This is a genomic window from Mucilaginibacter daejeonensis, from assembly GCF_020783335.1.
Classification (GTDB): domain Bacteria; phylum Bacteroidota; class Bacteroidia; order Sphingobacteriales; family Sphingobacteriaceae; genus Mucilaginibacter; species Mucilaginibacter daejeonensis.
This window is the reverse complement of the sequence record NZ_CP086068.1, coordinates 3,977,805-4,002,543: the sequence shown is the minus strand read 5'-3', so window position 1 is coordinate 4,002,543 and position 24,739 is coordinate 3,977,805. Positions and strand designations below refer to the sequence as shown.

Sequence of the window (24,739 nt, the reverse complement as noted above, 5' to 3'; positions counted from 1 at the left end):
AATGTAACACTAAATGTAACACTGAAACACCAAAATGTAACACCTGTAAAACCATACTTAGTGTCGCAAAGTGCCCTTAAACGTACGGTCACGACCAAGAATTACAAATTTGGTGATCGTGCTGTCAGGGGGTGGTGACCGCTACGGGCAACACCTTCCCATTAAAGAACTTGTGGGCCGCCGTGGCAAAATCAGCAATGTACTTACCCATCTCAAAAGCCATCACCGGCGACTGATAACCCGGGAAGGCCTGTTCCAGCATCTCCGTTTGCGCCGAACCCAGGGCCAGGCAGTTCACGCTGATCTTGCGGTCGGCCAGTTCATAGGCCAAACACTCGGTCAGGGTATGCAGGGCCGCTTTACTGGCCGAGTAAGCTGCCAGTCCGGGGAATTTCACACTACCTTGAAAACCACCCATACTGCCAATGTTCATGATGTGGCCACCCTCGCTCATGAATGGTAAAATGGTCTGTATCATGCGGGCGTGGCCCAGGTAATTGCTTTGCAGCATCTCTACCAGGTCGGTCTCGGTGGTTTGGGTGAAGGGTTTGTTCACCAGTGCGCCGGCATTGTTGATCAGTACATCTACCTTACCATCAAAACGTGAGCTAACGAATTGAGCCAAAGCATGGTGGTCATCATGAACGATATCGAAAGCCACAGGGTATAACGTACACTCCGGGTTAAGTCCTTTGGCGATCTCCAGTAAGCGGGTCAGCTTATCCTGTGATCGGGCCAGGGCGATCACCTGGTGTTTATTGGTCAGGGTGAGTTCCAGTACGGCCTCAAAGCCTACGCCGCTGCTGGCGCCGGTGATAATGATGTTCATGGTTTAAACGTCCTCCTCTTCCAGTTTTTCGTTAGCGGGCAAACCCTCCTGTAACTTATCCTCACGGAACACATAATAGATACCCACTAGGGATACGATGGCCGATATGACATAGAACGAAAGGCTCAGGAATACGGCCAGCTCATCATTCATGTGGAACAGGTCGGTGATCACATATTTGTAGATGAACTCACGGGCACCTAATCCACCAAAGGTGAAAGGCACCACCGCCGCCATTGACGACATGAGGAAAGCGAACAGGTAAGGAGCGAACTTTTCCTGGTGTCTGAGCGCCAGCATCACCAGTAATATGGTAAGCACCTGTAAAGATTGTACGCCAATGGCCTTCAAATGAGCCTCGAAAAAGTAGCGGGTATATTCTTTAAAAAAGCGTTTGGCTACAAAGTAATAGATGGCGGTACCAACCAGGAACACTGCAAGCGGTATCCCGATGTGTATGCCCATTTGCGGTAAAAAGAAGATCAGGATCACGGTGATAAAACCAATAGCCCAAAAGCCGCTCAGCCTATCGAACAGTATAGCCCAGAACACCTTTTTGGCCGGCAGATGGAAACGCTTGTTAAGTAGGTAGATCTTATAACCATCGCCCCCGATACCTCCCGGCAGGAACAGGTTATAGAACATACCCAGCAAGTACAAACGCAGGTTAAAACGCCAGCTGATGTGCAGATCGATCGAGCGGAAAAAGCTCAGCAATCTGGAGGCCGATACCACAGTGGAGATAAAGAAGCAAATAATGGCAGCACCGATCCAGTAAGGGTTGGCCTGGGCCAACAGGAGTTTTACCTTCTGGATATCTATCTTATTGAATATATAGTATAAGAGCAGTGAGGTGAACCCTAACTTTAGGATCAGTTTGGTGGCGGTCCACAAATGGTCCTTCCAGGTCTTGGGTTTTGCAGGTATTTCCTTTTCGGTCATGTGAGGCAAAACTAAGCAAAATCATCGATCTGTGCATAATAGGTAGTGTAGGGCAAGTAGTTGAGGCACTGGAAATGACGGTGTAACTTACCACCTCATCGTAATGTAATAACCTGTTGTACTACTTAACTATTTAAGGATGCATCATTCAGTATTCGTGATACAATGCGTATTTTTGCGCAAATTTTGAGAACGACATGAGTAAAGTAAAAGTAGGTTTGGTACAGATGAGCTGTACGGCTGATAAACAGCAAAATTTACAAAAAGCCATTGAAAAGGTACGTGAGGCCGCCCAAAAGGGTGCGCAGATCGTTTGCCTGCAAGAGCTTTTTACCTCATTGTATTTTTGCGATGTTGAGGACTATGACAACTTTGCCCTTGCCGAGGCTATCCCCGGCCCATCTACCGATGAGCTTTCGAAAGTAGCGGCCGAATTGGGTGTGGTGATCATTGCTTCATTGTTCGAGAAACGTACCCAAGGCTTGTACCACAATACTACTGCGGTATTGGATGCCGATGGCGCTTACTTAGGTAAGTACCGTAAGATGCACATTCCCGATGATCCGGGCTTTTACGAGAAATTCTATTTTACTCCGGGCGACCTGGGCTATAAAGTATTCAAAACCAAATTCGCTACCATTGGTGTGTTGATCTGCTGGGATCAGTGGTATCCTGAGGCAGCTCGTATCACCGCTTTGATGGGCGCTGAGATATTATTCTATCCTACCGCCATCGGTTGGGCATCATCACAAGATGTGGACACCAACACCGATCAGTATAACGCATGGCAAACCATTCAGCGTTCGCACTCGGTGGCCAATGGCGTGCACGTGGTGAGCGTGAACAGGGTAGGCGAAGAGGCTGGTCTGAAATTCTGGGGCGGCTCGTTCGTGTCCAACCCATTCGGCAAAGTGATCTTCCAGGGCGACCATCAAGAAGAGCAAGTTACCGTTGTGGACCTTGACCTGACCAAGACCGACTACTATCGTACCCACTGGCCGTTCCTGCGTGATCGCCGAGTAGAGACCTATCAGCCGATCACTAAACGCCTGTTAGACGATGAATAATTTTGAGAACTTACCGGCGAAGGCCGGCTTCGTGTTCCCAGCCGAATGGGCGCCGCATATGGCCACATGGTTAAGCTGGCCTCATAAGGAAGCTTCATGGCCTGGCAAGATCGATACGATATATGGTAAATATTGCGAGTTCATCAAGGAGGTATCAGTTGGAGAGTTGGTACGCATCAATGTGGCCGACGCCACTATGGAGCGTTTTGCCACTCAGCATTTGCAGGCGGCAGGTGTGAACCTCGACCGTATCCAATTCTATCATTTTCCTACCAATGATGCCTGGTGCCGTGACCATGGTCCGGCATTTTTGATCGACCCGCAAACCAAACAAAAAGTAGTGGTCGATTGGGGCTATAACGCATGGGGTGGCAAATATCCACCGTTCGATCTGGATGATGTGATCCCTACCCGTATCGCCCAAGAGTTCGGCCTACCGGTATTTTATCCGGGTATCGTGATGGAAGGCGGCTCGGTAGAGTTCAATGGTAAAGGTACTGTACTTACCACTACTGCGTGCTTGCTGAACCCGAACCGTAACCCGCATTTGAACCAGCAACAGATCGAGGCCTATCTGCAAAACTACTACGGTGTGAAGCAGGTGCTTTGGTTAGGCGATGGCATCATAGGTGATGATACTGATGGACATATTGATGACATCACCCGTTTTGTGAACGAGGATACTGTAGTGACCGTGGTAGAAGAGAACAAGAATGATGAGAACTATCACATCCTTCAAGATAATCTTAAAGAATTGAACACCATGCGCCTGCTGAATGGCAAGCAATTGAACGTGATCGAACTGCCTATGCCGACCCCGGTGATCTACGAGGATCAGCCGTTGCCGGCATCATATGCTAACTTTTACATTAGCAATGCTGCGGTGGTAGTACCTACATACCGTTGCGCTAATGATGATAAGGCCTTACAAATACTTCAAAACTGCTTCGCCGACCGTAAGGTGGTGGGAGTAGATTCTACCGATATCATCTGGGGTTTGGGCAGCTTTCATTGCCTTAGCCAGCAGGAGCCTGCGGTGTGATCCCCAACGGCTTAATTATCTGCATAATATAAATAAAAAAGGCTTGCAACATTGCAGGCCTTTTTTGTACCTTTGCTCTCCCTGAAAGGAGGTATTTAGAAGGACTATGATCATTATCAACGTAAAAGAAGGCGAATCATTAGATAAAGCGTTAAAACGCTTCAAAAAGAAATTTGAGAAAACTGGTGTATTGCGCGAACTACGCAGCCGTCAGGCATTCGAGAAAAAATCAGTTACCCGTCGTAACGTGGTAAAACATGCCGTCTACAAACAAGGCTTGAATCAGGAAGCTGCTGTATAAGTAAACTTCCTGTTCTTATATAAAAAACTATTTGTACTTTGCCTTTCTGGCATTGTTCAAATAGTTTTTATGTTTTTAGAGCAGTTCATAGCTTATATCAAGTACGAGAAGCGGTACTCGCCGCATACCGTGGCTGCTTATGGGTCAGATCTTGACCAATTCTTTTCTTTTTTGAACCATCCCGAAGTGGTGGTGACACATCCATCCGAGGTCACTCATCATCATATACGTAACTGGATCGTTGACCTGATGGATAAGCAGGTTAGCGGCCGTTCCATTAACCGTAAGATAGCCACGCTGCGCAAGTACTTCAAGTTCCTGCTGCAAGGGCAGATCATTACCTCTACACCTACCGCCCGTATACATACACCCAAAGTAAGCAAACAGTTGCCTGTGGTGGTCGAAGATCAAAAGCTCTCCAAATTGCTTGATAACGACCTTGTTTTCACCAACGATCTTGCCGGTACGAGGGATAAACTCATCATTGAATTGCTGTTCGGTACCGGTATGCGCCTAGCCGAATTGCTGGCCATTGAGGATCATGATATCGACCTGCAACAAGGAACGGTAAAGGTTTTGGGTAAGCGCAATAAGCAACGCATCATACCACTCACAGCCGAGTTGAAGAGGCTGGTGCAGCGTTACAGGGAGTTAAAAAAAGATAAACTTTTTTCTAACAATTCCTTAAAATTGATCGTTACAAACAAAGGAGCTGATGCTTACCCTAAAATGGTGTATTTGATAGTGCAAAAGTATTTAAGTTACATATCGACCCAAAACAAAAAAAGCCCGCACGTGCTGCGGCACACCTTTGCAACAAGCTTATTGAACAATGGCGCCGACCTTAATGCGATCAAGGATCTGCTGGGTCATGCCAGCCTGAGCGCAACTCAGGTATACACGCACAATTCTGTCGAAAGACTTAAATCTATTTATAAACAGGCCCATCCAAAGGCCTCAAATTAACAAGGAGGAACATATGAAAATTACTGTTCAGGCAATTCATTTTAGTGCAGACAAGAAGTTAATTGATTTTATACAGAAAAAAGCCGATAAGCTGGAACTATTCAGCGACAGTATAGTCAGTGGTGAGGTATATTTGAAATTGGAGAACACCGGAGAAGAGGCTAACAAGATCACTGAGATTAAGTTGCTCACGCCGGGTACACAATTATTTGCCAGCCACCAATGTAAGACCTTCGAAGAGGCTACCGATCTTTGCATCGAGAGCCTGCGCAAGCAAATTCAGAAGCATAAGCAAAAACAATCGGCCGTTAAAGAGGCCGCCCGTAAAGTAGATACACTGGGTGTTGAAGAGGATGAATATTGATCATCAGCACGTTACACCGTAAAAAATGAGCAGGTAAAAAGCCTGCTCATTTTTTTTGTAAAAATATTTTGCACAGGCGTAAAATTGTGTAGATTTGCATTCCCTTTTGGAGAGGTGCTCAACACGAGGGAAACGGTTCTTTCAAATAGAAAAAATAAGCCTCCTTAGCTCAGCTGGTAGAGCAACTGACTTGTAATCAGTAGGTCATTGGTTCGATTCCGATAGGGGGCTCAAGTTTTTTAAATTCATTGTTTGCATTGTGAAAAATGAACCTATATTTGCACCCCGCAAAGGTTGATAGAAACACAAAGTAAAATTAACTGAAAAGCCTGGGGAGATACCAGAGCGGTCAAATGGGACGGACTGTAAATCCGTTGCTTCGGCTACGAAGGTTCGAATCCTTCTCTCCCCACACATTGAGTGATGAGTAAAAGAATGAACGAGCTATCAGCTCTTCATCTTTTGCTCATACTCATTTAAAAGCGGAAGTAGCTCAGTTGGTAGAGCGATAGCCTTCCAAGCTATAGGTCGCGAGTTCGAACCTCGTCTTCCGCTCGGATAGGTGATCAAGTTACTGGGTTGTTAGTTATAAGGTCGATGGACGCATTTACTCGATAACTGGATAACATAATAACTCGATAACCACCAAGTGAAAAAATAATAAGCCGACGTAGCTCAGGGGTAGAGCACTTCCTTGGTAAGGAAGAGGCCAAGGGTTCAAATCCCTTCGTTGGCTCAACGTTCTAAACGTTACAATTGAGAGTAAATTAACCTACAAACATTAATAAATCATGGCAAAAGAAAAATTTGACCGCAGTAAGCCGCACTTAAACATCGGTACTATCGGTCACGTTGACCACGGTAAAACCACTTTAACTGCTGCTATCACTAAAGTATTAGCTGATAAAGGTTTATCAGAAGCCCGTTCTTTCGACTCTATCGACTCTGCTCCAGAAGAAAAAGAGCGTGGTATCACTATCAATACCGCACACGTTGAGTACTCAACTGCTAACCGTCACTACGCACACGTTGACTGCCCAGGTCACGCTGACTACGTAAAGAACATGGTTACTGGTGCTGCTCAAATGGACGGTGCTATCCTGGTAGTTGCTGCTACCGATGGTCCTATGCCTCAAACTCGTGAGCACATCCTGTTAGCTCGTCAGGTAGGTGTACCTGCTTTGACCGTTTTCATGAACAAAGTTGACATGGTTGATGACCCAGAGTTATTAGAATTAGTTGAAATGGAGATCCGTGAATTATTATCATTCTACGATTTCCCTGGTGATGATATCCCTGTTATCCAAGGTTCGGCCTTAGGTGGTTTGAACGCAGAGCCAAAATGGGTTGAAAAGATCATGGAACTGATGGACGCTGTAGATAGCTACATCCCTATCCCTCCACGTCTGACCGATCTTCCATTCCTGATGCCTGTTGAGGACGTATTCTCGATCACTGGTCGTGGTACTGTAGCAACTGGTCGTATCGAGCGTGGTGTGATCAACTCTGGTGATCCGGTTGATATCCTGGGTATGGGTGCTGAGAACTTGAAATCTACCGTAACTGGTGTTGAGATGTTCCGTAAGATCCTTGACCGTGGTGAAGCTGGTGATAACGTAGGTCTGTTGTTACGTGGTATTGAGAAAACCGATATCCGTCGTGGTATGGTTATCTGCAAACCAGGTTCAGTAACTCCTCACACCGATTTCAAAGCCGAAGTTTACGTATTGTCGAAAGCTGAAGGTGGTCGTCACACTCCATTCTTCAACAAATACCGTCCACAATTCTACTTCCGTACCACTGACGTAACTGGTGAGATCTCATTAGCCGAAGGCGTAGAGATGGTTATGCCAGGTGATAACGTTACGATCACTGTATCTTTGATCAACGCTATCGCAATGGAAAAAGGTCTACGTTTCGCGATCCGTGAAGGTGGTCGTACCGTAGGTGCTGGTCAGGTAACTGAGATCTTAAAATAAGACCAAGCCCCAAATTCCCCGATAGGGGAGCAAAAAGGTAAGGTTAATTTATAAACAAAGTACTTAGCGCAACGCTAAGTACTTTGTTTTAAAAATTAAAATACACACGGGAATAGTTCAACGGTAGAATAGAGGTCTCCAAAACCTTTGATCAGGGTTCGAATCCTTGTTCCCGTGCTCCTAAGTAATTCAAGCACATGTCAGCAGTAACTGAATACATTAAAGAATCATACATCGAGATGACCGAGAAGGTTACCTGGCCAACTTGGCGTGAGCTGCAAAGCAGCGCTATCCTGGTTCTGGTAGCTGCTCTGATCATCGCGTTGCTCGTTTTTGGTATGGATCAGATCATCGGTTACGTGCTCAGAACGTTCTACAGTTCACTTGCCTAATAAAATACAGTTAAAGAGATGAGTGATCAGTTAAAATGGTATGTGGTTCGCGCAGTAAGCGGTAAAGAAAAAAAGGTAAAGCAATATATCGACGCAGAAGTTAACCGCTTGGGTATATCGCACCTGATACCTCAAGTGTTGATCCCTACCGAGAAATACTACCAGATGCGCGATGGCAAGAAGATCGCCAAAGAACGCAACTACTTCCCCGGATATGTAATGATGGAAGCCGCCCTTGACGGTGAGCTTGAACACATCATCAAGAACATCAATAGCGTTATCGGTTTTTTGGGAGATAAAGCAGGCAATGCTATACCTTTACGCCAGGCCGAGGTTAACCGTATATTAGGTAAGGTAGATGAGATGGCCGCCCAAGGCGAGACCGTTAACGTACCATACTACGTAGGCGAGAACGTTAAAGTAATGGACGGACCGTTCAATGGCTTTAGTGGTGTGATCGAGGAAGTTAACGAAGAGAAGAAGAAGCTGAAGGTAATGGTGAAGATATTTGGTCGCCGTACGCCGCTCGAGCTGAACTACATGCAGGTCGAGAAAGAATAACCTAAAAATAATTTGCATTCAGCCCGTAAAGTTCATATCTTTGCGGGCTGAATTTTTTATATTCAGTTCTAAATGTTACATAGCTTCCAACTTACTAACATTAAGTACATTAAAATTAATTAAAATGGCAAAAGAAGTCGGTGCGTTAGTAAAACTACAAGTTAAGGGTGGCGCTGCAAATCCGTCTCCTCCGATCGGCCCTGCATTGGGTGCGAAAGGTGTGAACATCATGGAATTTTGCAAGCAGTTCAATGCACGTACTCAGGATAAACCTGGTAAAGTGTTGCCTGTAGTGATCACTGTGTATACCGACAAGTCATTCGATTTTATCATCAAGACCCCTCCAGTAGCTATCCAGTTGTTAGAGGCTTCGGGCTTGAAAAGCGGCTCGGCCGAGCCAAACCGTAAAAAGGTTGCCAATGTGAATTGGGAGCAGGTTGAGGCCATCGCCAAAGATAAAATGCCTGACTTGAACGCGTTCACAGTAGAGTCGGCCATGAAAATGGTGGCTGGCACTGCTCGCAGCATGGGTATTACCGTTTCTGGTACAGCACCCTGGAATTAATAATTAACACACAATTCAGTTTAAGACAGTGGCAAGATTAACAAAAAATCAAAAGGCAGTACTATCTAAAATTGAGGCTAACAAGCAGTACTCTTTGCAAGATGCCACCAGTTTAGTAAAGGATATCACCACTACTAAATTTGATGCATCTGTTGACATTGACGTGCGCTTAGGTGTTGATCCACGTAAAGCCAATCAAATGGTACGTGGTATAGCTACCTTACCTCATGGTACCGGTAAAACTGTACGCGTTTTGGTGCTTTGTACTCCTGACAAGGAGCAAGAAGCTAAGGACGCCGGTGCAGATTACGTAGGTTTAGATGACTACATTGCCAAAATAGAAGGCGGTTGGACTGACGTTGACATTATCATCACTATGCCAAGTGTTATGGCGAAGGTTGGACGTTTGGGCCGTATCTTAGGTCCGCGTAACCTTATGCCTAACCCTAAATCAGGTACAGTAACTGCCGAAGTTGGCAAAGCTGTAACTGAGGTTAAAGGCGGTAAGATCGATTTTAAAGTTGACAAGACCGGTATCATCCATGCCTCGATAGGTAAAGTATCTTTCCCTGCTGAGAAGATCTATGAGAATGCTTTAGAAGTATTGCAAACCATCTCAAAGTTAAAACCTTCGGCAGCAAAGGGTACCTATTTCAAGAGTATTCACCTTTCATCAACTATGTCTCGCGGCATTGAAGTTGAAACTAAAACAGTAGCGGGGATCTGATCATGAATAAAGAAGAAAAATACGAACTGGTTAATGCTCTTACCGAGCAGATCAAGGAGTATGGTAATTTCTATATTACTGATACTGCCGACCTTACTGTAGCCAAGGTAAATGACATCCGTCGCAAATGTTTTGATGCCGAGATCACCATGCAGGTGGCCAAGAACAGCCTGATCAAAAAAGCGCTGAAAGCTGCCGGTGATGATTACGATCAATTATTTGACGTGCTGAAAGGCACCTCGACCATCTTATTCTCTAAATCAGCTAAAGCACCTGCAAAGCTGATCAAAGATCTGCGCAAGCAAGGACCTAAGCCTTTATTAAAAGCGGCTTACGTTTATTCGGCTGCCTTTGTTGGCGACGAACAGCTTGATTCATTATTGACGCTGAAATCGAAAGAAGAATTGGTTGGCGAGATCGTTGGCTTACTTCAATCACCTGCTAAGAATGTACTTTCTGCACTGCAATCAGGCGGAACTACTATCGCAGGCTTGGTTAAAACATTGCAAGAAAGAGAAGGTTGATCGAACACCTTTACAAAAGTTCGGAATTAAACAACACAAAGTATTAAAAGTAAAAATTAAAATAAAATGGCAGATTTAAAAGCGTTTGCTGAACAGTTGGTAAACTTAACAGTAAAAGAAGTTAACGAATTAGCTCAGATCCTGAAAGACGAGTATGGTATTGAGCCTGCTGCTGCAGCTGTTGCTGTTGCTGCTCCTGCTGCTGGTGGTGGTGATGCTGCTCCTGCTGCTGCTGAGCAAACTGCATTTGACGTGATCCTGAAAGAAGCAGGTGGTCAAAAATTAGCTGTAGTTAAATTAGTTAAAGATCTTACTGGCCTGGGCTTGAAAGAAGCTAAAGACCTAGTTGACGGTGCACCTAAAGAATTAAAAACTGGTGTTGCTAAAGACGAAGCTGAATCTTTGAAAAAAGCTTTAGAAGAAGCTGGAGCTGTAGTTGAGATCAAGTAATATCTCACGCTCAGCATGAGCCAAAATGCATTCAGACCCCGACCTGTATAGGCCGGGGTCTATTGCCGTTTATACCATTTTCATTTTTGTTTGAAGTTCAGGAACAACTTTAAATAAACCAATAAGAGTTTAATTCATCTTAAAATTATAATCCCTTGGCAAACAAAAATAACCAAAGAGTGAACTTTGCGACCAGCAGGCACGTCCTTGACTACCCTGACTTCCTGGACGTACAGTTGAAATCTTTTCAGGAATTTTTCCAGCTGGAAACCACTTCGGACAACCGTCACAAGGAAGGCTTGTTCAAAGTGTTTGCCGAAAACTTTCCGATCTCCGATTCTCGTAACATCTTCGTGTTAGAGTTTCTGGATTACTTTATTGATCCGCCACGCTACGATATACAAGAGTGTATCGACCGTGGTTTGACTTACAGTGTGCCATTAAAAGCCAAGCTGCGCCTGTCATGTAATGATGAGGAGCATGAGGACTTTGAAACGATCGTGCAGGATGTGTACCTGGGTACCATTCCTTACATGACGCCAAAAGGTACATTTGTGATCAATGGCGCTGAGCGCGTTATCGTATCTCAGCTGCACCGTTCGCCAGGTGTGTTCTTTGGCCAAAGCCGCCATACTAACGGTACTAAATTGTACTCGGCCCGTGTGATCCCGTTCAAGGGTTCATGGATCGAGTTCGCTACTGACGTGAACAACGTGATGTACGCGTACATTGACCGTAAGAAAAAATTCCCGGTAACTACTTTGCTGCGTGCCATCGGTTACGATTCAGACAAGGACATCCTTGAGCTGTTCGAACTGGCCGATGAGGTTAAGGTAAGCAAGTCAGGTCTGAAAAAATTCGTTGGCCGTAAACTGGCTGCGAGAGTGCTTAAGAAATGGGTGGAAGATTTTGTGGACGAGGATACCGGTGAAGTGGTATCGATCGACCGCAATGAGATCATCCTTGAGCGCGAGACCATACTGGATGACAACAATATTGACATGATCATTGATGCTGGCGTGAAAAGCATTATCCTGAACAAAGAGGATGCGGCCACCAGCGGTGATTATACCATTATATATAATACCCTACAAAAAGATACTTCGAACTCTGAGAAGGAAGCGGTAGAGCACATCTACCGTCAGTTGCGTAACGCCGAACCACCAGATGAAGAGACCGCCCGCGGTATCATCGATCGTTTGTTCTTCTCAGATAAAAGATATGACCTGGGTGATGTAGGTCGTTACCGCATCAACCGTAAACTGAAGCTTGATACCTCTGATGAGATCAAGGTTTTGACCAAGCAAGACATTATTGCCATCGTTAAATACCTGATCAAACTCATCAACTCAAAAGCTGAGGTGGATGATATCGATCACTTGTCAAACCGTCGTGTACGTACGGTAGGTGAGCAGTTGTATGCCCAGTTCGGTGTTGGTTTGGCCCGTATGGCCCGTACCATCCGTGAGCGTATGAACATTCGTGACAACGAGGTGTTCACGCCTACCGATCTGATCAACGCGCGTACGCTGTCGTCAGTGATCAACTCTTTCTTCGGTACCAACCAGTTATCACAGTTCATGGATCAAACCAATCCATTGGCCGAGATAACTCACAAGCGCCGCTTGTCGGCCCTTGGTCCCGGTGGTCTGTCACGTGAGCGTGCCGGTTTCGAGGTACGTGACGTTCACTATACCCACTACGGTCGTTTGTGTACCATCGAGACCCCGGAAGGTCCGAACATCGGTCTGATCTCGTCACTTTGCGTTCACGCCAAGATCAACAACTTAGGCTTCATCGAGACTCCGTACAAACGTGTAGATAACGGTGTGGTAGCGGTTGATGAGCCGGTTATCTACCTCTCTGCAGAGGATGAGGACGGCAAGACCATCGGTCAGGCTAACGCAGTGTACAATGATCAGGGTGTATTTGATAGCCCACGCGTTAAAGCACGTTTCGAGGGTGACTTCCCGGTTATTGAACCAGAGCGTTTGGATTATATGGATATCGCGCCTAACCAGATCACTTCGATCGCGGCGTCGCTTATCCCGTTCCTTGAGCATGATGATGCTAACCGTGCGTTGATGGGTTCGAACATGCAACGCCAGGCCGTTCCACTTTTACGCCCTGAGGCGCCGATAGTGGGTACTGGTCTGGAAGGCCGTGTAGCGAAAGACTCTCGTACCCTGATCAACGCCGAAGGCGATGGTGTGGTAGAGTATGTTGACGCTAACGAGATCCGCATCCGTTATGATCGTAACGATGATGATCGTTTGGTATCATTTGATGATGACACCAAGGGTTACCGTTTGATCAAGTTCCAAAAGACCAACCAAAGTACTACCATGAACCTTAAACCGATCGTGACCAAAGGTCAGCGCGTGTCAAAAGGTGAGGTGTTGTGCGAAGGTTATGCTACTCAGAACGGTGAGCTTGCACTGGGCCGTAACATGAAGGTCGCCTTCATGCCTTGGCAAGGTTACAACTTTGAGGATGCGATCGTGATCTCTGAGCGTGTAGTATCACAAGATATCTTTACTTCTATCCACGTAGAAGAGTTCGAACTTGAAGTTCGTGACACCAAACGTGGTGAAGAGGAATTGACACCAGATATCCCTAACGTATCAGAAGAAGCCACTAAAGACCTTGACGAGGACGGTATCATCCGTGTTGGTGCTGAGGTTAAAGAAGGCGATATCCTGATCGGTAAGATCACTCCTAAAGGTGAGTCGGATCCTTCACCAGAAGAGAAATTGTTACGTGCGATCTTTGGTGACAAAGCCGGTGACGTAAAAGACGCTTCGTTGAAGACCCCTCCATCGATCAGCGGTGTGGTTATCGATACTAAATTATTCTCACGTGCTAAAAAGACCTCTAAGGCCGAAGAAAAAGCACAGTTAGAGAAACTGGATAACAAGCACGAAAAGGCTATCAAGGACCTTAAAAATCGCTTGGTCGACAAGTTGTTCGAGATCGTGAACGGTAAGACATCACAAGGTGTTTACAACGTTTACAAAGAGCTGCTGGTAGCTAAAGGTGTTAAATTCACCCAAAAAACACTGGCCGAGCTTAACTACGAGAACATCAACCCTACCAAGTGGACCACTGATGATGACAAGAATGACCAGATCAAAGTTCTGCTTCATAACTATGGCATTAAGGTGAATGAGGAACTGGGTGCTTATCGTCGTGATAAATTCGCGATCAGCGTAGGTGACGAGCTTCCATCAGGTATCGTGCAAATGGCCAAAGTTTACATCGCTAAAAAGCGTAAGCTTAAAGTGGGTGATAAAATGGCAGGCCGTCACGGTAACAAAGGTATCGTGGCCCGCATCGTTCGTGATGAGGATATGCCGTTCCTGGAAGATGGAACACCAGTTGATATCGTGTTGAACCCACTGGGTGTACCTTCACGTATGAACTTGGGTCAGATCTACGAGACCGTGTTAGGTTGGGCCGGTAAAGAGCTTGGTGTCAAATTTGCCACCCCGATCTTTGATGGTGCTACTTATGCAGAGGTTGAGGACTGGATCGCTAAGGCAGGTTTACCAGCTACAGGCCGTACATACTTACATAACGGCTTGACCGGTGAGCGTTTTGATCAGCCTACCACCGTAGGTATCATCTACATGCTTAAACTAGGTCACATGGTCGATGATAAGATGCACGCCCGTTCGATCGGTCCGTACTCGTTGATCACGCAACAACCATTGGGTGGTAAAGCCCAGTTCGGTGGTCAGCGTTTTGGTGAGATGGAGGTTTGGGCACTGGAAGCATTCGGTGCAGCCAACATCCTGCAAGAGATCTTGACCGTTAAATCTGATGACGTGATCGGTCGTGCTAAAACGTACGAGGCGATCGTTAAAGGTGAGAACCTGCCAACTCCATCAGTTCCTGAATCATTCAACGTATTGGTTCATGAGCTTAGAGGTTTAGGTTTGGACATCACTTTAGAATAATGAATTAGTGAAGGATAGGGTGAGCGATCATCCTATCCTTTGTTAACTTTTATGTGCAAAGCGAACCAGCGTTCGCTCATCACTGATCATTCATTCAATACCAAAAAAGAACTATGTCTTACAAAAAAGATAATAAAATAAAAAGCAACTTCACCACCATCACCATCAGCTTAGCCTCTCCGGAGTCTATCCTGGAGCGTTCGAGCGGTGAGGTTTTGAAACCTGAGACCATCAACTACCGGACCTACAAACCCGAGCGTGATGGTTTATTTTGCGAAAGGATCTTCGGTCCGGTAAAAGATTACGAGTGCCATTGCGGTAAATACAAACGTATCCGTTACAAGGGTATCGTGTGTGACCGTTGCGGTGTTGAAGTTACCGAGAAGAAGGTTCGTCGTGAGCGTATGGGCCACATCAACCTGGTGGTGCCTGTTGCGCACATCTGGTACTTCCGTTCGTTACCGAATAAGATCGGTTACTTACTGGGCTTACCTACCAAAAAATTGGACCTGATCATTTACTACGAGCGTTATGTAGTAATTCAACCAGGTATCAAAGAAGGTGACGGCATATCGAAAATGGACTTCCTTACTGAGGAAGAATACCTGGATGTGTTAGATACCTTGCCAAAAGAGAACCAGTACCTTGATGACAAAGATCCACAGAAATTTGTTGCTAAGATGGGTGCTGAGGCTCTGGAAGAGTTATTGAAACGTATCGACCTGGATCAGTTATCATATGATCTGCGTCACCAGGCAGCTAACGAGACCTCTCAGCAACGTAAGAACGAAGCCTTAAAACGCCTTCAGGTGGTTGAGGCTTTCCGCGATGCTCAAGGCCGTATAGATAACAACCCTGAGTGGATGATCGTGAAGATCGTTCCTGTTATTCCGCCTGAGTTGCGTCCGTTAGTGCCGTTGGAAGGTGGCCGTTTCGCTACTTCCGATCTTAACGACCTTTACCGTCGTGTGATCATTCGTAACAACCGTTTGAAACGCTTGATCGAGATCAAAGCACCAGAAGTGATATTACGTAACGAAAAACGTATGCTGCAGGAAGCTGTGGATTCGTTGTTCGATAACTCACGTAAAGTGAACGCTGTTAAAACTGAAGGTAACCGTGCTCTTAAATCACTTTCAGACATCCTGAAAGGTAAACAAGGCCGTTTCCGTCAGAACTTATTGGGTAAACGTGTGGATTACTCTGCCCGTTCGGTAATTGTTGTAGGTCCTAACCTGAAATTACACGAGTGCGGTTTACCTAAAGATATGGCTGCCGAGCTGTTCAAACCATTTATCATACGTAAGATGATCGAGCGTGGTGTGGTTAAAACGGTAAAGTCAGCTAAAAAGATCGTTGATCGCAAAGACCCATTGGTTTGGGATATTTTGGAGAACGTATTGAAAGGTCACCCTGTGTTACTTAACCGTGCACCTACGCTGCACCGTTTAGGTATCCAGGCCTTCCAGCCAAAACTGGTAGAAGGTAAAGCGATCCAGCTGCACCCACTGACCTGTACCGCATTCAACGCCGACTTTGACGGTGACCAGATGGCCGTGCACGTGCCGCTTGGTAACGCCGCAATTTTGGAAGCCCAGATCTTGATGCTTGCATCGCACAACATCCTTAACCCTGCTAACGGTACACCTATCACTGTACCATCGCAAGACATGGTTTTGGGTCTTTACTACATTACTAAAGGCCGTAAAACAGATGAGCAGCGCGTGGTTAAAGGACAAGGCCTCTCTTTCTACTCAGCCGAAGAGGTGATCATTGCCTACAACGAGAAGAAAGTAGACCTGCATGCCTTTATCGAGGTAAAAGCTAATGTTAAAGAACGCGATGGCAGCATCGTGAATAAATTGATCGAGACCACCGTAGGTCGTGTACTGTTCAACCAACATGTACCAGCCGAGGTAGGTTACATCAACGAACTGTTGACCAAGAAGTCACTTCGTGATATTATTGGTGAGGTGGTTAAGATCACCGGTATGGCCCGTGCCGCACAGTTCCTTGACGATATTAAGGAATTAGGTTTCCAAATGGCATTCCGTGGTGGTTTGTCATTCAACCTGCAGGATGTGAACATCCCTGCGCAAAAGGTAGACCTGATCCAACAAGCGTCACGCGAAGTTGAAGAGGTAATGAACAACTATAACATGGGTTTCATTACCAACAACGAGCGTTACAACCAGATCATCGATATCTGGACCCGTATCAACAACCGTTTGACCGCCAACGTAATGGAGATCCTGTCTACCGACAACCAAGGCTTCAACTCGGTTTACATGATGTTGGATTCAGGTGCCCGTGGTTCTAAAGAGCAGATCCGTCAGCTGGCTGGTATGCGTGGTCTGATGGCCAAGCCTCAAAAATCAGGTTCAGGCGGCGAGATCATTGAGAACCCGATCTTGTCGAACTTTAAAGAAGGTCTGTCGGTATTAGAGTACTTTATTTCTACTCACGGTGCCCGTAAAGGTTTGGCGGATACGGCTTTGAAAACGGCGGATGCTGGTTACTTGACCCGTCGTTTACATGACGTTGCCCAGGATATGATCGTTGGTGAGACCGATTGCGGTACATTGCGTGGTATCTTCACTACGGCATTGAAAGATAATGAGGATATCGTAGAGCCTTTATACGATCGTATATTGGGCCGTACCTCACTTCACGATGTATTTGATCCACTTACTAACGAACTGTTGGTATCTGCCGGTCAGGACATCGATGAGGATATCGCTAAACGTGTAGAGAACTCTCCGCTGGAAGGTATCGAGATCCGTTCGGTACTGACCTGCGAAAGCAAACGTGGTGTTTGTGCGCTTTGCTACGGCCGTAACCTGGCCACTGGTAAACGCGTTCAGGCTGGTGAGGCGGTAGGTGTTATCGCTGCACAGTCTATCGGTGAGCCGGGTACACAGTTAACACTTCGTACCTTCCACGTGGGTGGTACCGCGTCTAACATCGCGGCTGAATCACAGATCAGTGCACGTTATGACGGTATCATCGAATTCGAGAACGTACGTACCGTACCTTTCGAGACCGAGGAAGATGGTACAGTTGAGGTAGTTCTGGGTCGTTCGGGCGAGTTCCGCATCATTGAGCCAGGCAGCAACAAGGTGATCATGACCAATAACATCCCTTACGGTTCTTACCTGTACATCAAAGATGGCAGCAAGATCACTAAAGGTGAGCGTATCTGTTCATGGGATCCGTACAACGCGGTGATCATCTCTGAGTTCGCCGGTACTGCTAAATTCGATGCTGTATTAGAAGGTATCACCTTCCGTGAGGAATCTGACGAACAAACCGGTCACCGTGAAAAAGTGATCATCGATACTCGTGATAAGACAAAGAACCCTGTTATCCAGATCGCGGAACGTGGCGGTGACATCATTAAAGGATACAACATCCCGGTTGGTGCACACATCGCTATCGAAGAAGGCGAGAAGATACAGACAGGTCAGGTGATCGCTAAGATCCCACGTTCTACCGGTAAGACCCGAGATATTACCGGCGGTCTTCCACGTGTTACGGAGTTGTTCGAGGCTCGTAACCCATCAAACCCTGCGGTAGTTACCGAGATCGATGGTGTGGTGACCTTAGGTGGTGTGAAACGTGGTAACCGCGAGATCACTATCGAGTCACGTGACGGACAAGTTAAAAAGTACCTGGTGCCGCTTTCTAAGCACATCCTGGTACAGGACAATGACTTTATCAAAGCTGGTATGCCATTGTCTGACGGTTCGATCTCACCTGCCGATATTCTTGCCATCAAAGGTCCTGCAGCTGTTCAGGAATATTTGGTGAATGGTATACAAGAAGTTTACCGTTTGCAAGGTGTGAAGATCAACGATAAACACTTTGAGGTTATCGTACACCAAATGATGCAGAAAGTAGCTATCGAAGATCCGGGAGATACCCGTTTCTTAGAAAAAGAATCTGTTGATAGCTGGGATTTCATGATCGAGAACGACGAGATATTCGACAAGAAAGTTGTTGTTGATCCGGGAGACTCGGCCAACCTGAAACCAGGCCAGATCGTATCGTTACGTAAACTGCGTGATGAGAACTCGGTACTGAAACGTAAAGATCAGAAACTGGTTGAGGTTCGCGATGCTATCGCAGCCACTTCAAGCCCGATCCTGCAGGGTATCACCCGTGCATCATTAGGTACTAAGTCTTTCATCTCGGCCGCATCGTTCCAGGAGACCACCAAGGTATTGAACGAAGCTGCTATAGCTGGTAAACGTGACCTGATGCTTGGTTTGAAAGAGAACGTGATCGTAGGTCACCTGATCCCGTCAGGTACCGGTCTGCGTGCTTACGACAACATCCGCGTAGGTTCACAAGAGGAATTCGATCGCCTGATGGCATCGAAGACCGAAGATGTAGAAGCATAAGTATCACTTATAAAATCACAAGGCCGCTCCCGAAAGAGAGCGGCCTTTTTGTTGATCGTAAAGTTGTGCGTGCATAAGATATTCTTATTTTTGAAAAAAAAACCTATGTCGAGCAGTCGAGGAATATACTTGGTCGCTAATAAAAGAAGCGAGCAGTTCTGTGAGAACCTGATCTACACCATCCGTCAATTCGGCTGTTCACTACCCATTAAAGTCATCCATTTTGGTGGCGAACCAGTGACCTCTTCTTATATTACCGCTGAAGCTCAACTGGTCACGGCAAAAGATTTTTCTCCTGAAGCCAACCGATTTGTTGAGCAAGTAGCTGAGCGGATCAGCGACTGTCCAAGAGGCTTCCTGTACCGCTTTTTGGCTTGGTTCGGCGAACGTGAAGAGTTTATCTACAGCGATAATGATATCGTAGCTTTGTGTGATTGGACGGAGCTCTTTGAGCACTTACAAAGCAATGACCTTGTTCATGCTGATCAGGAATACATCACGGAAGGCATTTATAATTTTGTTCAGCCTAAAAAGGCGACTGAAATATTCGGAACGGATGCTTTAGAGCAGGCCATCACTGCCGGGCATTTCGCCGCTCGCCGTAGTCACAAGCAAGTGGACGATATTATTAAGGCCTTAGATTGGTTTGAGCAAAATCCTTCGATACCTAAAAAACATGACCAGACACTGATGCATATTGCCATCTTACTGGGCGAATGGAAGGTCTTGAATATATGCAAACCTCCTCATGATTGGGCAAGTTCTTGGGCCGGTGACCATCCTAATTCTTTTGAGGTGATCAAATTGATACAGACTGGCCAAGTACTAGACAGAACGCAATCTATAGATCACCTCATGCTCGCCTCGTCGACTGCTGAACAACGCTTGAAACAGATAGTTACTGAAGGAATGAGTTAACTGTCGGGATACAGAGAACTGAAACGAAAAAAGACCGTATCATCACTAAGTTGAAAAAATATATATAAATAATTGTAGTTTAATATCTTGAGATGGCTGAGACCAACGTAGAACAACTGAATATAGAATTAACTGAAGAAGTAGCGGAGGGTATCTATTCTAATCTTGCTGTTATAACACACTCAAGCGCTGAATTTGTCTTGGATTTTATAAGAGTGATGCCGGGTGTTCCCAAGGCTAAGGTGAAGTCACGAATCATACTTACACCTGAACATGCTAAACGGCTATTAACAGCATTAGAGGAGAATATTGACAAATTTGAAGCGACCAATGGTCGTATCAAAGTCGACAGCGAGTCATCCGGGTTTCCTATGAACTTTGGTGGAACAATTGGCGAAGCATAGTGGCGATTATAAATTATTCAAAATATTGGCGTGTTATTTAAAAAAACGCTAATTTTAACGAGAAAAAGTTACAATCTGGTAGAGATGTGCTTAAGCCTTAGTTGTGAACGGTGAAAGTCTAACAACGGCCATATCTTACATACAACTATTCAATGAAAAACACCAAACTTGGAATATTTATTCTACTGGTCATCATAACCTATACTTTTTCAGCGTGTCAAAGCATCAACCGATTGAGGTATTTTTCTAAGGCGCCCGGACAGTCAGATACCCTGAGGGTCCCGGAGGCTACACCATCAACCATACAGCCGGGTGATATATTGGGCGTAATGGTGGTTTCCTTAAACTCTGAAGCGAGTAAATTCTTTAACCCTTTTCCAACTTTAGCAACTCCAACGACTCAAACATCAACTATAGCTTCTTTGAATGCGTCTGAGTCAGCTGGCTTTTTAGTCGATACGAAGGGCAACATTGAACTTCCGCTCATAGGTGAATTGAAGGTACAAGGCTTAAATACCTTGGAAATCAAAGACCTGATTAAAGAAAAATTAAAGCCATATTTGAAGGGGCCGAACGTTATCGTCCGGGTACTTAATTATCGTATCACGATTATGGGGGAGGTAAAGCAGCCATCTGTATACGTGATACCTAATGAACGTATAACTGTTATAGAAGCATTGAACCTAGCAGGGGACCTAACCGAATTAGGTAAGCGGGATAACATTATGGTGATTCGCGATGTAGAAGGTAAGAAAGTGGTAGGTCATCTGAACCTGAATGACCGTTCTGTATTTAATTCAAAATATTATTATTTGTATGCTAATGATATCGTTTATGTGGAGCCAATACCTGGCAAGGCACTTGCGTCGAGTTTCTTAAGTAGAGTGCTTCCGATCGCTGTCAGTACAATATCGTTGCTGATATTAATTTTGGTTAACCTTAAATAAATACTTATCTACCTCTGCATTGTAAAATGAACGAAGAAGATCTATATGAAGACGACGGGCAAGAGGGTGCCGAAAAAGGACCTGGTTTGATCGAAGTCATTTTTACCTACCTTAAATATTGGTACTGGTTCCTGATATCATTGACGATTTTTTTGGTCATTGGGTATTTCTACGTAAAGATTCAAGTTCCTCAATACAGCACTCAGGCGCAGATCCTTATCAAAGACAATAGCAAGCAATTGACCGATCAGGTAGTATTTGAAGAGTTAAATATAACGCCTCCTGGATCGACCGTAGACAACGAGATATTGATTCTGAGGTCGCCAACCCTGGTAGAGGTGACTATCAAGGAACTTGATCTGCAAACATCATATTATGCAAAAGGGCCCTTAAATGACCGGATTTTGTATAGCAATGTTCCTGCTAAGATAGAGGTGATACAACCATCTGATAAAACTTATTCTGTTGATTGGCCCGTACAACTTTCCAATAATAGCGAAGCTTTATTTGATGGTAAAAGAGTTTCTTTAGGTGCGCCCGTGAATACTCCTGCTGGTGTCATCAAGATAACAGTTAATAGATTAAGCTTTTCTACCATTCCTTATTTTGTAAAATTTTCGAAGGTCGGAGATGTGGCAGGTGAATACATTAACAAAACAGGGGTTGCACCTGTGGCTAAAGGAAGTAATATTTTACTCTTGACCACAGAGAATGCTGTACCAAAGCGTGGCGAAGATTTTTTAAATAAGTTGATTAAGAATTACATCACCGCTTCAACGGACGACAAGACCAAAAACATCACCAGCGCTGTTAACTTTATTAATGACCGTATAAAGGAATTAGCGATAGAGTTAGATGCAGAGAATAAGAACGTAGAAAATTTCAAGATCAGCAATAACATTACGGATCTTAGTAAAGAGTCGGAAGATATTTATAAACATATATCGAGTAACGATGAACGAGTAGCTGAAATAGATCTCGAACTGAATATTTTAAGGAACATCGAAAGCTTTTTGGCCCGTACGGACAACGTAGATGTCACTCAGCCGTCGATGATCGGACTAACAGAGAGCACAGTTACAGGTCAGGTTGCTCAATTAGCCGATCTTTTATTAAAAAAGAAAAATTTATTGACTACGGTTCCAGAGACGAACCCTCTAATTGTTTCCATTAATGACCAGATCCTGTCCTTAAAGCAAACGTTAAGCGGTACTATAAAGACAGTCAGAAGTAACCTTTTGCTGTCACAGCGTACGTTAAAGCAACAGTCGGCAAACTTTACTGGTCAATTAAAGAATGTTCCTATTAAAGAGCGCCAGTTATTAGATGTGATGCGAAATCAAGGTGTTAAAAACACTTTGTTCAACTTCCTGCTTCAAAAACGTGAAGAGACTCAACTGACCTTGGCGTCTAATACATCAGACGTGCGCATTATCAATGCGGCGAGCACGGGTGGTAAACCGATCAAACCGGTAAAAAGCTCTTTATACATGATTTTCTTTGCGTTAGGTTTGGGTATTCCTTTTGGTGTGGTCTTCATCAAGGAGATGTTGAATAATACGGTAAGGCGCAGGTCAGACATAATCAAGGCAACCAAAGTTCCGGTAATAGCCCAGATCTCGCATTCTGACGACATTGATCCGCTTACTATCGTTTCCAAGCCGAAGTCCATTATAGCAGAACAGATACGTGCTTTAAGGACCAATTTGGATTTTTTGGTACCCGGGCCAGGGCCAAAGGCGCTATTGTTCACCTCAGCACATAGTGGTGAAGGCAAATCATTTATATCACTCAACCTGGGTGCAAGTTTAGCCAGTACAGGCAAAAAAGTGATAATTCTTGAGCTTGACCTCCGTAAGCCAAAGTTGCTCAGCACACTCGGCCTTGATAAAAGGACCGGTTTATCTGATTACCTGATCGGCAAGATCGACTACAAAGACATCGTTAGAAAGGTACCTCAACAGGAAAATTTCTATTTGATAGAAAGCGGTACGATTCCTCCAAACCCAGCTGAAATATTGATGGGGAAGTACCTACAGCAATTGATCACAGAGCTTAGGAAAGAGTATGACTATATCTTGATCGATGCGCCACCTATAGGTTTGGTTACGGATGCGCAGATATTAAGTCAGTATGCCGACATCACATTTTTCCTTGTTCGTCATAATTTTACCCGTAAGGACCAGATTGAGTTGGTGAACGAGTTAAACCGCAAAAAGATATTCAGGAATATGAACATCATATTCAACTCGATCGATACTTCGTCCTTTGGCTATGGTTATCGGTACGATTATAGTTATTACGGCGAACAGCCACGTGGTAATAAAGGTCTGATGCGATTTTTCAAAAGGTCAGGTAAAAAATAAGCATGGCATCTGTCGTATGTACTCTATTTGAAGGCTCGTACCATATCGGTGTAGCCGTGCTGATAAACTCGTTATATAATAACGGTTACAGGGGTGACGTATATGCTGGCTACAAAGGATCTCTTCCCCATTGGACTGATCAAGCGGTGCAAGTTGAGGGGGAAGTAGCAGGTACAAAAAAGCTTACCGTTAATAGTGACCTCAGTGTATATTTTTTACCTGTTGACACTAAATATCATTTGACCAATTATAAGCCTGACTTTATGTTGGGTTTATTAAATGGCTATGGTAAAAATGCAGATGCTGTCTTTTACTATGATCCGGATATCGTTCAGCAGGCCCCATGGTCATTTATGGACGAATGGGTGAATTGTGGTGTAGCAGTATGCGAAGACGTAAATTCGCCGGTAGAAGAATATAACCCCAAACGGGTTTTCTGGCGGACCTATTTCAAAGGCTATGGTCAGGAGTTGTCTTTCAAAACGAACATCTATGTTAATGGCGGTTTTGTTGGCGTACATCGTAACAGCCTCGCTTTTTTAGAACATTGGAAACAGGTGCAAGAGAACATGGCTCATGATATAGGTGGCTTAGAGATAGCTATTTTTAACAAAGGCAAAAAGATCCCATCGGGGAAGATGAATAATTTTTATGCTTTTGGTAAAACAGACCAGGATGCGTTGAATGCCACTATTGAACTACATGATGGAGCGGTTAGCTTTCAGCGTAAAGAAGCAATGGGCTTTGGTCCGGGCCTTACCTTGATGCCACATGCTGTAGGAGGAGATAAGCCTTGGAACAAGAGGATCTTGACCTCATGGCTCAAAAAGGGTTCAAAGCCTTCATCAGTTGACAAGGCCTATTGGGAAAATGCTTCGGGTATTATCACGGTTTACAGTTTGGGCAAACTGAAGACACAAAAAATGAAATTGAAGCTTGTTGCTTTTCTTTCAAGATTCTATAGTAAATAGTAGATCGAAGCTCGGACTCAAATGCTTATGCATCTGAGCATTTGATCAATAAATATTATATA

General features: G+C 44.9%; 21 protein-coding genes and 5 tRNA genes. 24 read left to right on the top strand and 2 right to left on the bottom strand.

The annotated features are described in order from the left end of the window. Window positions 1-124 precede the first annotated feature (124 nt). Both LLH06_RS17115 and LLH06_RS17110 read right to left on the bottom strand, forming a co-directional pair. On the bottom strand, window positions 125-829 hold the full coding sequence (locus tag LLH06_RS17115; protein WP_228170505.1) for an SDR family NAD(P)-dependent oxidoreductase: 705 nt from the start codon (window positions 827-829) through the stop codon (window positions 125-127). A 3-nt stretch (window positions 830-832) separates the two neighbouring features. Further along, window positions 833-1,771: a lysylphosphatidylglycerol synthase transmembrane domain-containing protein gene (locus tag LLH06_RS17110; RefSeq protein ID WP_228170504.1), complete on the bottom strand. Its 939-nt coding sequence runs from the start codon at window positions 1,769-1,771 to the stop codon at window positions 833-835. Between the two features lie 197 nt (window positions 1,772-1,968). Between LLH06_RS17110 and LLH06_RS17105 the strand changes: the two genes are divergently transcribed. The 24 genes from LLH06_RS17105 (at window position 1,969) to LLH06_RS16990 (ending at window position 24,677) form a co-directional block, all read left to right on the top strand. Then, on the top strand, window positions 1,969-2,838 hold the full coding sequence (locus LLH06_RS17105; RefSeq protein WP_228170503.1) for a carbon-nitrogen hydrolase: 870 nt from the start codon (window positions 1,969-1,971) through the stop codon (window positions 2,836-2,838). After that, complete coding sequence (locus LLH06_RS17100) at window positions 2,831-3,880, top strand: agmatine deiminase family protein (RefSeq protein WP_228170502.1); 1,050 nt, start codon at window positions 2,831-2,833, stop codon at window positions 3,878-3,880. The genes LLH06_RS17105 and LLH06_RS17100 overlap by 8 nt, the downstream gene beginning before the upstream one ends. Before the next feature lie 106 nt (window positions 3,881-3,986). Next, window positions 3,987-4,181, top strand: a complete 195-nt coding sequence (rpsU, locus tag LLH06_RS17095) for a 30S ribosomal protein S21 (protein WP_228170501.1) — start codon at window positions 3,987-3,989, stop codon at window positions 4,179-4,181. A 69-nt stretch (window positions 4,182-4,250) separates the two neighbouring features. Then, the gene (locus LLH06_RS17090; RefSeq protein WP_228170500.1) at window positions 4,251-5,147 is read left to right on the top strand and encodes a tyrosine-type recombinase/integrase; all 897 of its coding nucleotides are present in this window, start codon (window positions 4,251-4,253) and stop codon (window positions 5,145-5,147) included. A 13-nt stretch (window positions 5,148-5,160) separates the two neighbouring features. Beyond that, window positions 5,161-5,511 carry a ribosome hibernation-promoting factor, HPF/YfiA family gene (gene hpf / locus LLH06_RS17085; protein WP_228170499.1) on the top strand — a complete coding sequence of 117 codons (351 nt, stop codon included), beginning with the start codon at window positions 5,161-5,163 and terminating at the stop codon, window positions 5,509-5,511. A gap of 158 nt (window positions 5,512-5,669) precedes the next feature. Continuing rightward, a tRNA-Thr gene (locus LLH06_RS17080) sits at window positions 5,670-5,742 on the top strand. 100 nt (window positions 5,743-5,842) lie between these two features. Then, window positions 5,843-5,923: transfer RNA gene (locus LLH06_RS17075), tRNA-Tyr, on the top strand. Window positions 5,924-5,993: 70 nt separating this feature from the next. Then, a tRNA-Gly gene (locus tag LLH06_RS17070) sits at window positions 5,994-6,066 on the top strand. A gap of 109 nt (window positions 6,067-6,175) precedes the next feature. After that, window positions 6,176-6,247 (top strand) — tRNA-Thr (locus LLH06_RS17065). A gap of 55 nt (window positions 6,248-6,302) precedes the next feature. Continuing rightward, on the top strand, window positions 6,303-7,490 hold the full coding sequence (tuf, locus tag LLH06_RS17060) for an elongation factor Tu (RefSeq protein WP_157539718.1): 1,188 nt from the start codon (window positions 6,303-6,305) through the stop codon (window positions 7,488-7,490). A gap of 106 nt (window positions 7,491-7,596) precedes the next feature. Beyond that, a tRNA-Trp gene (locus LLH06_RS17055) sits at window positions 7,597-7,667 on the top strand. A gap of 20 nt (window positions 7,668-7,687) precedes the next feature. Then, entirely contained in the window at window positions 7,688-7,882 is a 195-nt protein-coding gene (secE, locus tag LLH06_RS17050; protein ID WP_228170498.1) for a preprotein translocase subunit SecE, read from the top strand. Window positions 7,883-7,900: 18 nt separating this feature from the next. After that, the gene (gene nusG / locus LLH06_RS17045) at window positions 7,901-8,443 is read left to right on the top strand and encodes a transcription termination/antitermination protein NusG (protein ID WP_228170497.1); all 543 of its coding nucleotides are present in this window, start codon (window positions 7,901-7,903) and stop codon (window positions 8,441-8,443) included. A 124-nt stretch (window positions 8,444-8,567) separates the two neighbouring features. Then, a complete protein-coding gene (rplK, locus tag LLH06_RS17040; protein ID WP_228170496.1) occupies window positions 8,568-9,008 on the top strand; it encodes a 50S ribosomal protein L11 in 441 nt (146 codons plus the stop codon). Between the two features lie 28 nt (window positions 9,009-9,036). Beyond that, window positions 9,037-9,735: a 50S ribosomal protein L1 gene (rplA, locus tag LLH06_RS17035; RefSeq protein WP_228170495.1), complete on the top strand. Its 699-nt coding sequence runs from the start codon at window positions 9,037-9,039 to the stop codon at window positions 9,733-9,735. 2 nt (window positions 9,736-9,737) lie between these two features. Next, window positions 9,738-10,259 carry a 50S ribosomal protein L10 gene (rplJ, locus tag LLH06_RS17030; protein WP_228170494.1) on the top strand — a complete coding sequence of 174 codons (522 nt, stop codon included), beginning with the start codon at window positions 9,738-9,740 and terminating at the stop codon, window positions 10,257-10,259. A 66-nt stretch (window positions 10,260-10,325) separates the two neighbouring features. Further along, window positions 10,326-10,709: a 50S ribosomal protein L7/L12 gene (gene rplL, locus LLH06_RS17025; protein ID WP_228170493.1), complete on the top strand. Its 384-nt coding sequence runs from the start codon at window positions 10,326-10,328 to the stop codon at window positions 10,707-10,709. Window positions 10,710-10,864: 155 nt separating this feature from the next. Continuing rightward, window positions 10,865-14,668, top strand: coding sequence for a DNA-directed RNA polymerase subunit beta (rpoB, locus tag LLH06_RS17020; RefSeq protein ID WP_228170492.1), 3,804 nt, complete (start codon window positions 10,865-10,867; stop codon window positions 14,666-14,668). Between the two features lie 113 nt (window positions 14,669-14,781). Continuing rightward, window positions 14,782-19,071 carry a DNA-directed RNA polymerase subunit beta' gene (rpoC, locus tag LLH06_RS17015; protein WP_228170491.1) on the top strand — a complete coding sequence of 1,430 codons (4,290 nt, stop codon included), beginning with the start codon at window positions 14,782-14,784 and terminating at the stop codon, window positions 19,069-19,071. Between the two features lie 90 nt (window positions 19,072-19,161). After that, entirely contained in the window at window positions 19,162-19,989 is an 828-nt protein-coding gene (locus LLH06_RS17010; protein WP_228170490.1) for an alpha-1,3-mannosyltransferase family protein, read from the top strand. A gap of 92 nt (window positions 19,990-20,081) precedes the next feature. Further along, complete coding sequence (locus LLH06_RS17005; RefSeq protein WP_228170489.1) at window positions 20,082-20,393, top strand: DUF3467 domain-containing protein; 312 nt, start codon at window positions 20,082-20,084, stop codon at window positions 20,391-20,393. 152 nt (window positions 20,394-20,545) lie between these two features. Then, window positions 20,546-21,340, top strand: coding sequence for a polysaccharide biosynthesis/export family protein (locus LLH06_RS17000; protein WP_228170488.1), 795 nt, complete (start codon window positions 20,546-20,548; stop codon window positions 21,338-21,340). Between the two features lie 26 nt (window positions 21,341-21,366). Next, window positions 21,367-23,706: a GumC family protein gene (locus LLH06_RS16995; RefSeq protein ID WP_228170487.1), complete on the top strand. Its 2,340-nt coding sequence runs from the start codon at window positions 21,367-21,369 to the stop codon at window positions 23,704-23,706. A gap of 2 nt (window positions 23,707-23,708) precedes the next feature. After that, a complete protein-coding gene (locus LLH06_RS16990) occupies window positions 23,709-24,677 on the top strand; it encodes a hypothetical protein (RefSeq protein WP_228170486.1) in 969 nt (322 codons plus the stop codon). The last annotated feature ends 62 nt before the right edge of the window (window positions 24,678-24,739 follow it).

What these genes read in the sequence shown, in the direction of transcription:
- secE (WP_228170498.1), top strand. Translation starts at nt 7,688, where the DNA reads ATGTCAGCAGTAACTGAATACATTAAAGAATCATACATCGAGATGACC.
- LLH06_RS16990 (WP_228170486.1), top strand. Translation starts at nt 23,709, where the DNA reads ATGGCATCTGTCGTATGTACTCTATTTGAAGGCTCGTACCATATCGGT.
- LLH06_RS17105 (WP_228170503.1), top strand. Translation starts at nt 1,969, where the DNA reads ATGAGTAAAGTAAAAGTAGGTTTGGTACAGATGAGCTGTACGGCTGAT.
- LLH06_RS17005 (WP_228170489.1), top strand. Translation starts at nt 20,082, where the DNA reads ATGGCTGAGACCAACGTAGAACAACTGAATATAGAATTAACTGAAGAA.
- tuf (WP_157539718.1), top strand. Translation starts at nt 6,303, where the DNA reads ATGGCAAAAGAAAAATTTGACCGCAGTAAGCCGCACTTAAACATCGGT.
- rpoC (WP_228170491.1), top strand. Translation starts at nt 14,782, where the DNA reads ATGTCTTACAAAAAAGATAATAAAATAAAAAGCAACTTCACCACCATC.
- LLH06_RS17000 (WP_228170488.1), top strand. Translation starts at nt 20,546, where the DNA reads ATGAAAAACACCAAACTTGGAATATTTATTCTACTGGTCATCATAACC.
- LLH06_RS17100 (WP_228170502.1), top strand. Translation starts at nt 2,831, where the DNA reads ATGAATAATTTTGAGAACTTACCGGCGAAGGCCGGCTTCGTGTTCCCA.
- LLH06_RS16995 (WP_228170487.1), top strand. Translation starts at nt 21,367, where the DNA reads ATGAACGAAGAAGATCTATATGAAGACGACGGGCAAGAGGGTGCCGAA.
- rplJ (WP_228170494.1), top strand. Translation starts at nt 9,738, where the DNA reads ATGAATAAAGAAGAAAAATACGAACTGGTTAATGCTCTTACCGAGCAG.
- hpf (WP_228170499.1), top strand. Translation starts at nt 5,161, where the DNA reads ATGAAAATTACTGTTCAGGCAATTCATTTTAGTGCAGACAAGAAGTTA.
- LLH06_RS17090 (WP_228170500.1), top strand. Translation starts at nt 4,251, where the DNA reads ATGTTTTTAGAGCAGTTCATAGCTTATATCAAGTACGAGAAGCGGTAC.
- LLH06_RS17110 (WP_228170504.1), bottom strand. Translation starts at nt 1,771, where the DNA reads ATGACCGAAAAGGAAATACCTGCAAAACCCAAGACCTGGAAGGACCAT.
- LLH06_RS17115 (WP_228170505.1), bottom strand. Translation starts at nt 829, where the DNA reads ATGAACATCATTATCACCGGCGCCAGCAGCGGCGTAGGCTTTGAGGCC.
- rplK (WP_228170496.1), top strand. Translation starts at nt 8,568, where the DNA reads ATGGCAAAAGAAGTCGGTGCGTTAGTAAAACTACAAGTTAAGGGTGGC.
- rplL (WP_228170493.1), top strand. Translation starts at nt 10,326, where the DNA reads ATGGCAGATTTAAAAGCGTTTGCTGAACAGTTGGTAAACTTAACAGTA.
- rpsU (WP_228170501.1), top strand. Translation starts at nt 3,987, where the DNA reads ATGATCATTATCAACGTAAAAGAAGGCGAATCATTAGATAAAGCGTTA.
- nusG (WP_228170497.1), top strand. Translation starts at nt 7,901, where the DNA reads ATGAGTGATCAGTTAAAATGGTATGTGGTTCGCGCAGTAAGCGGTAAA.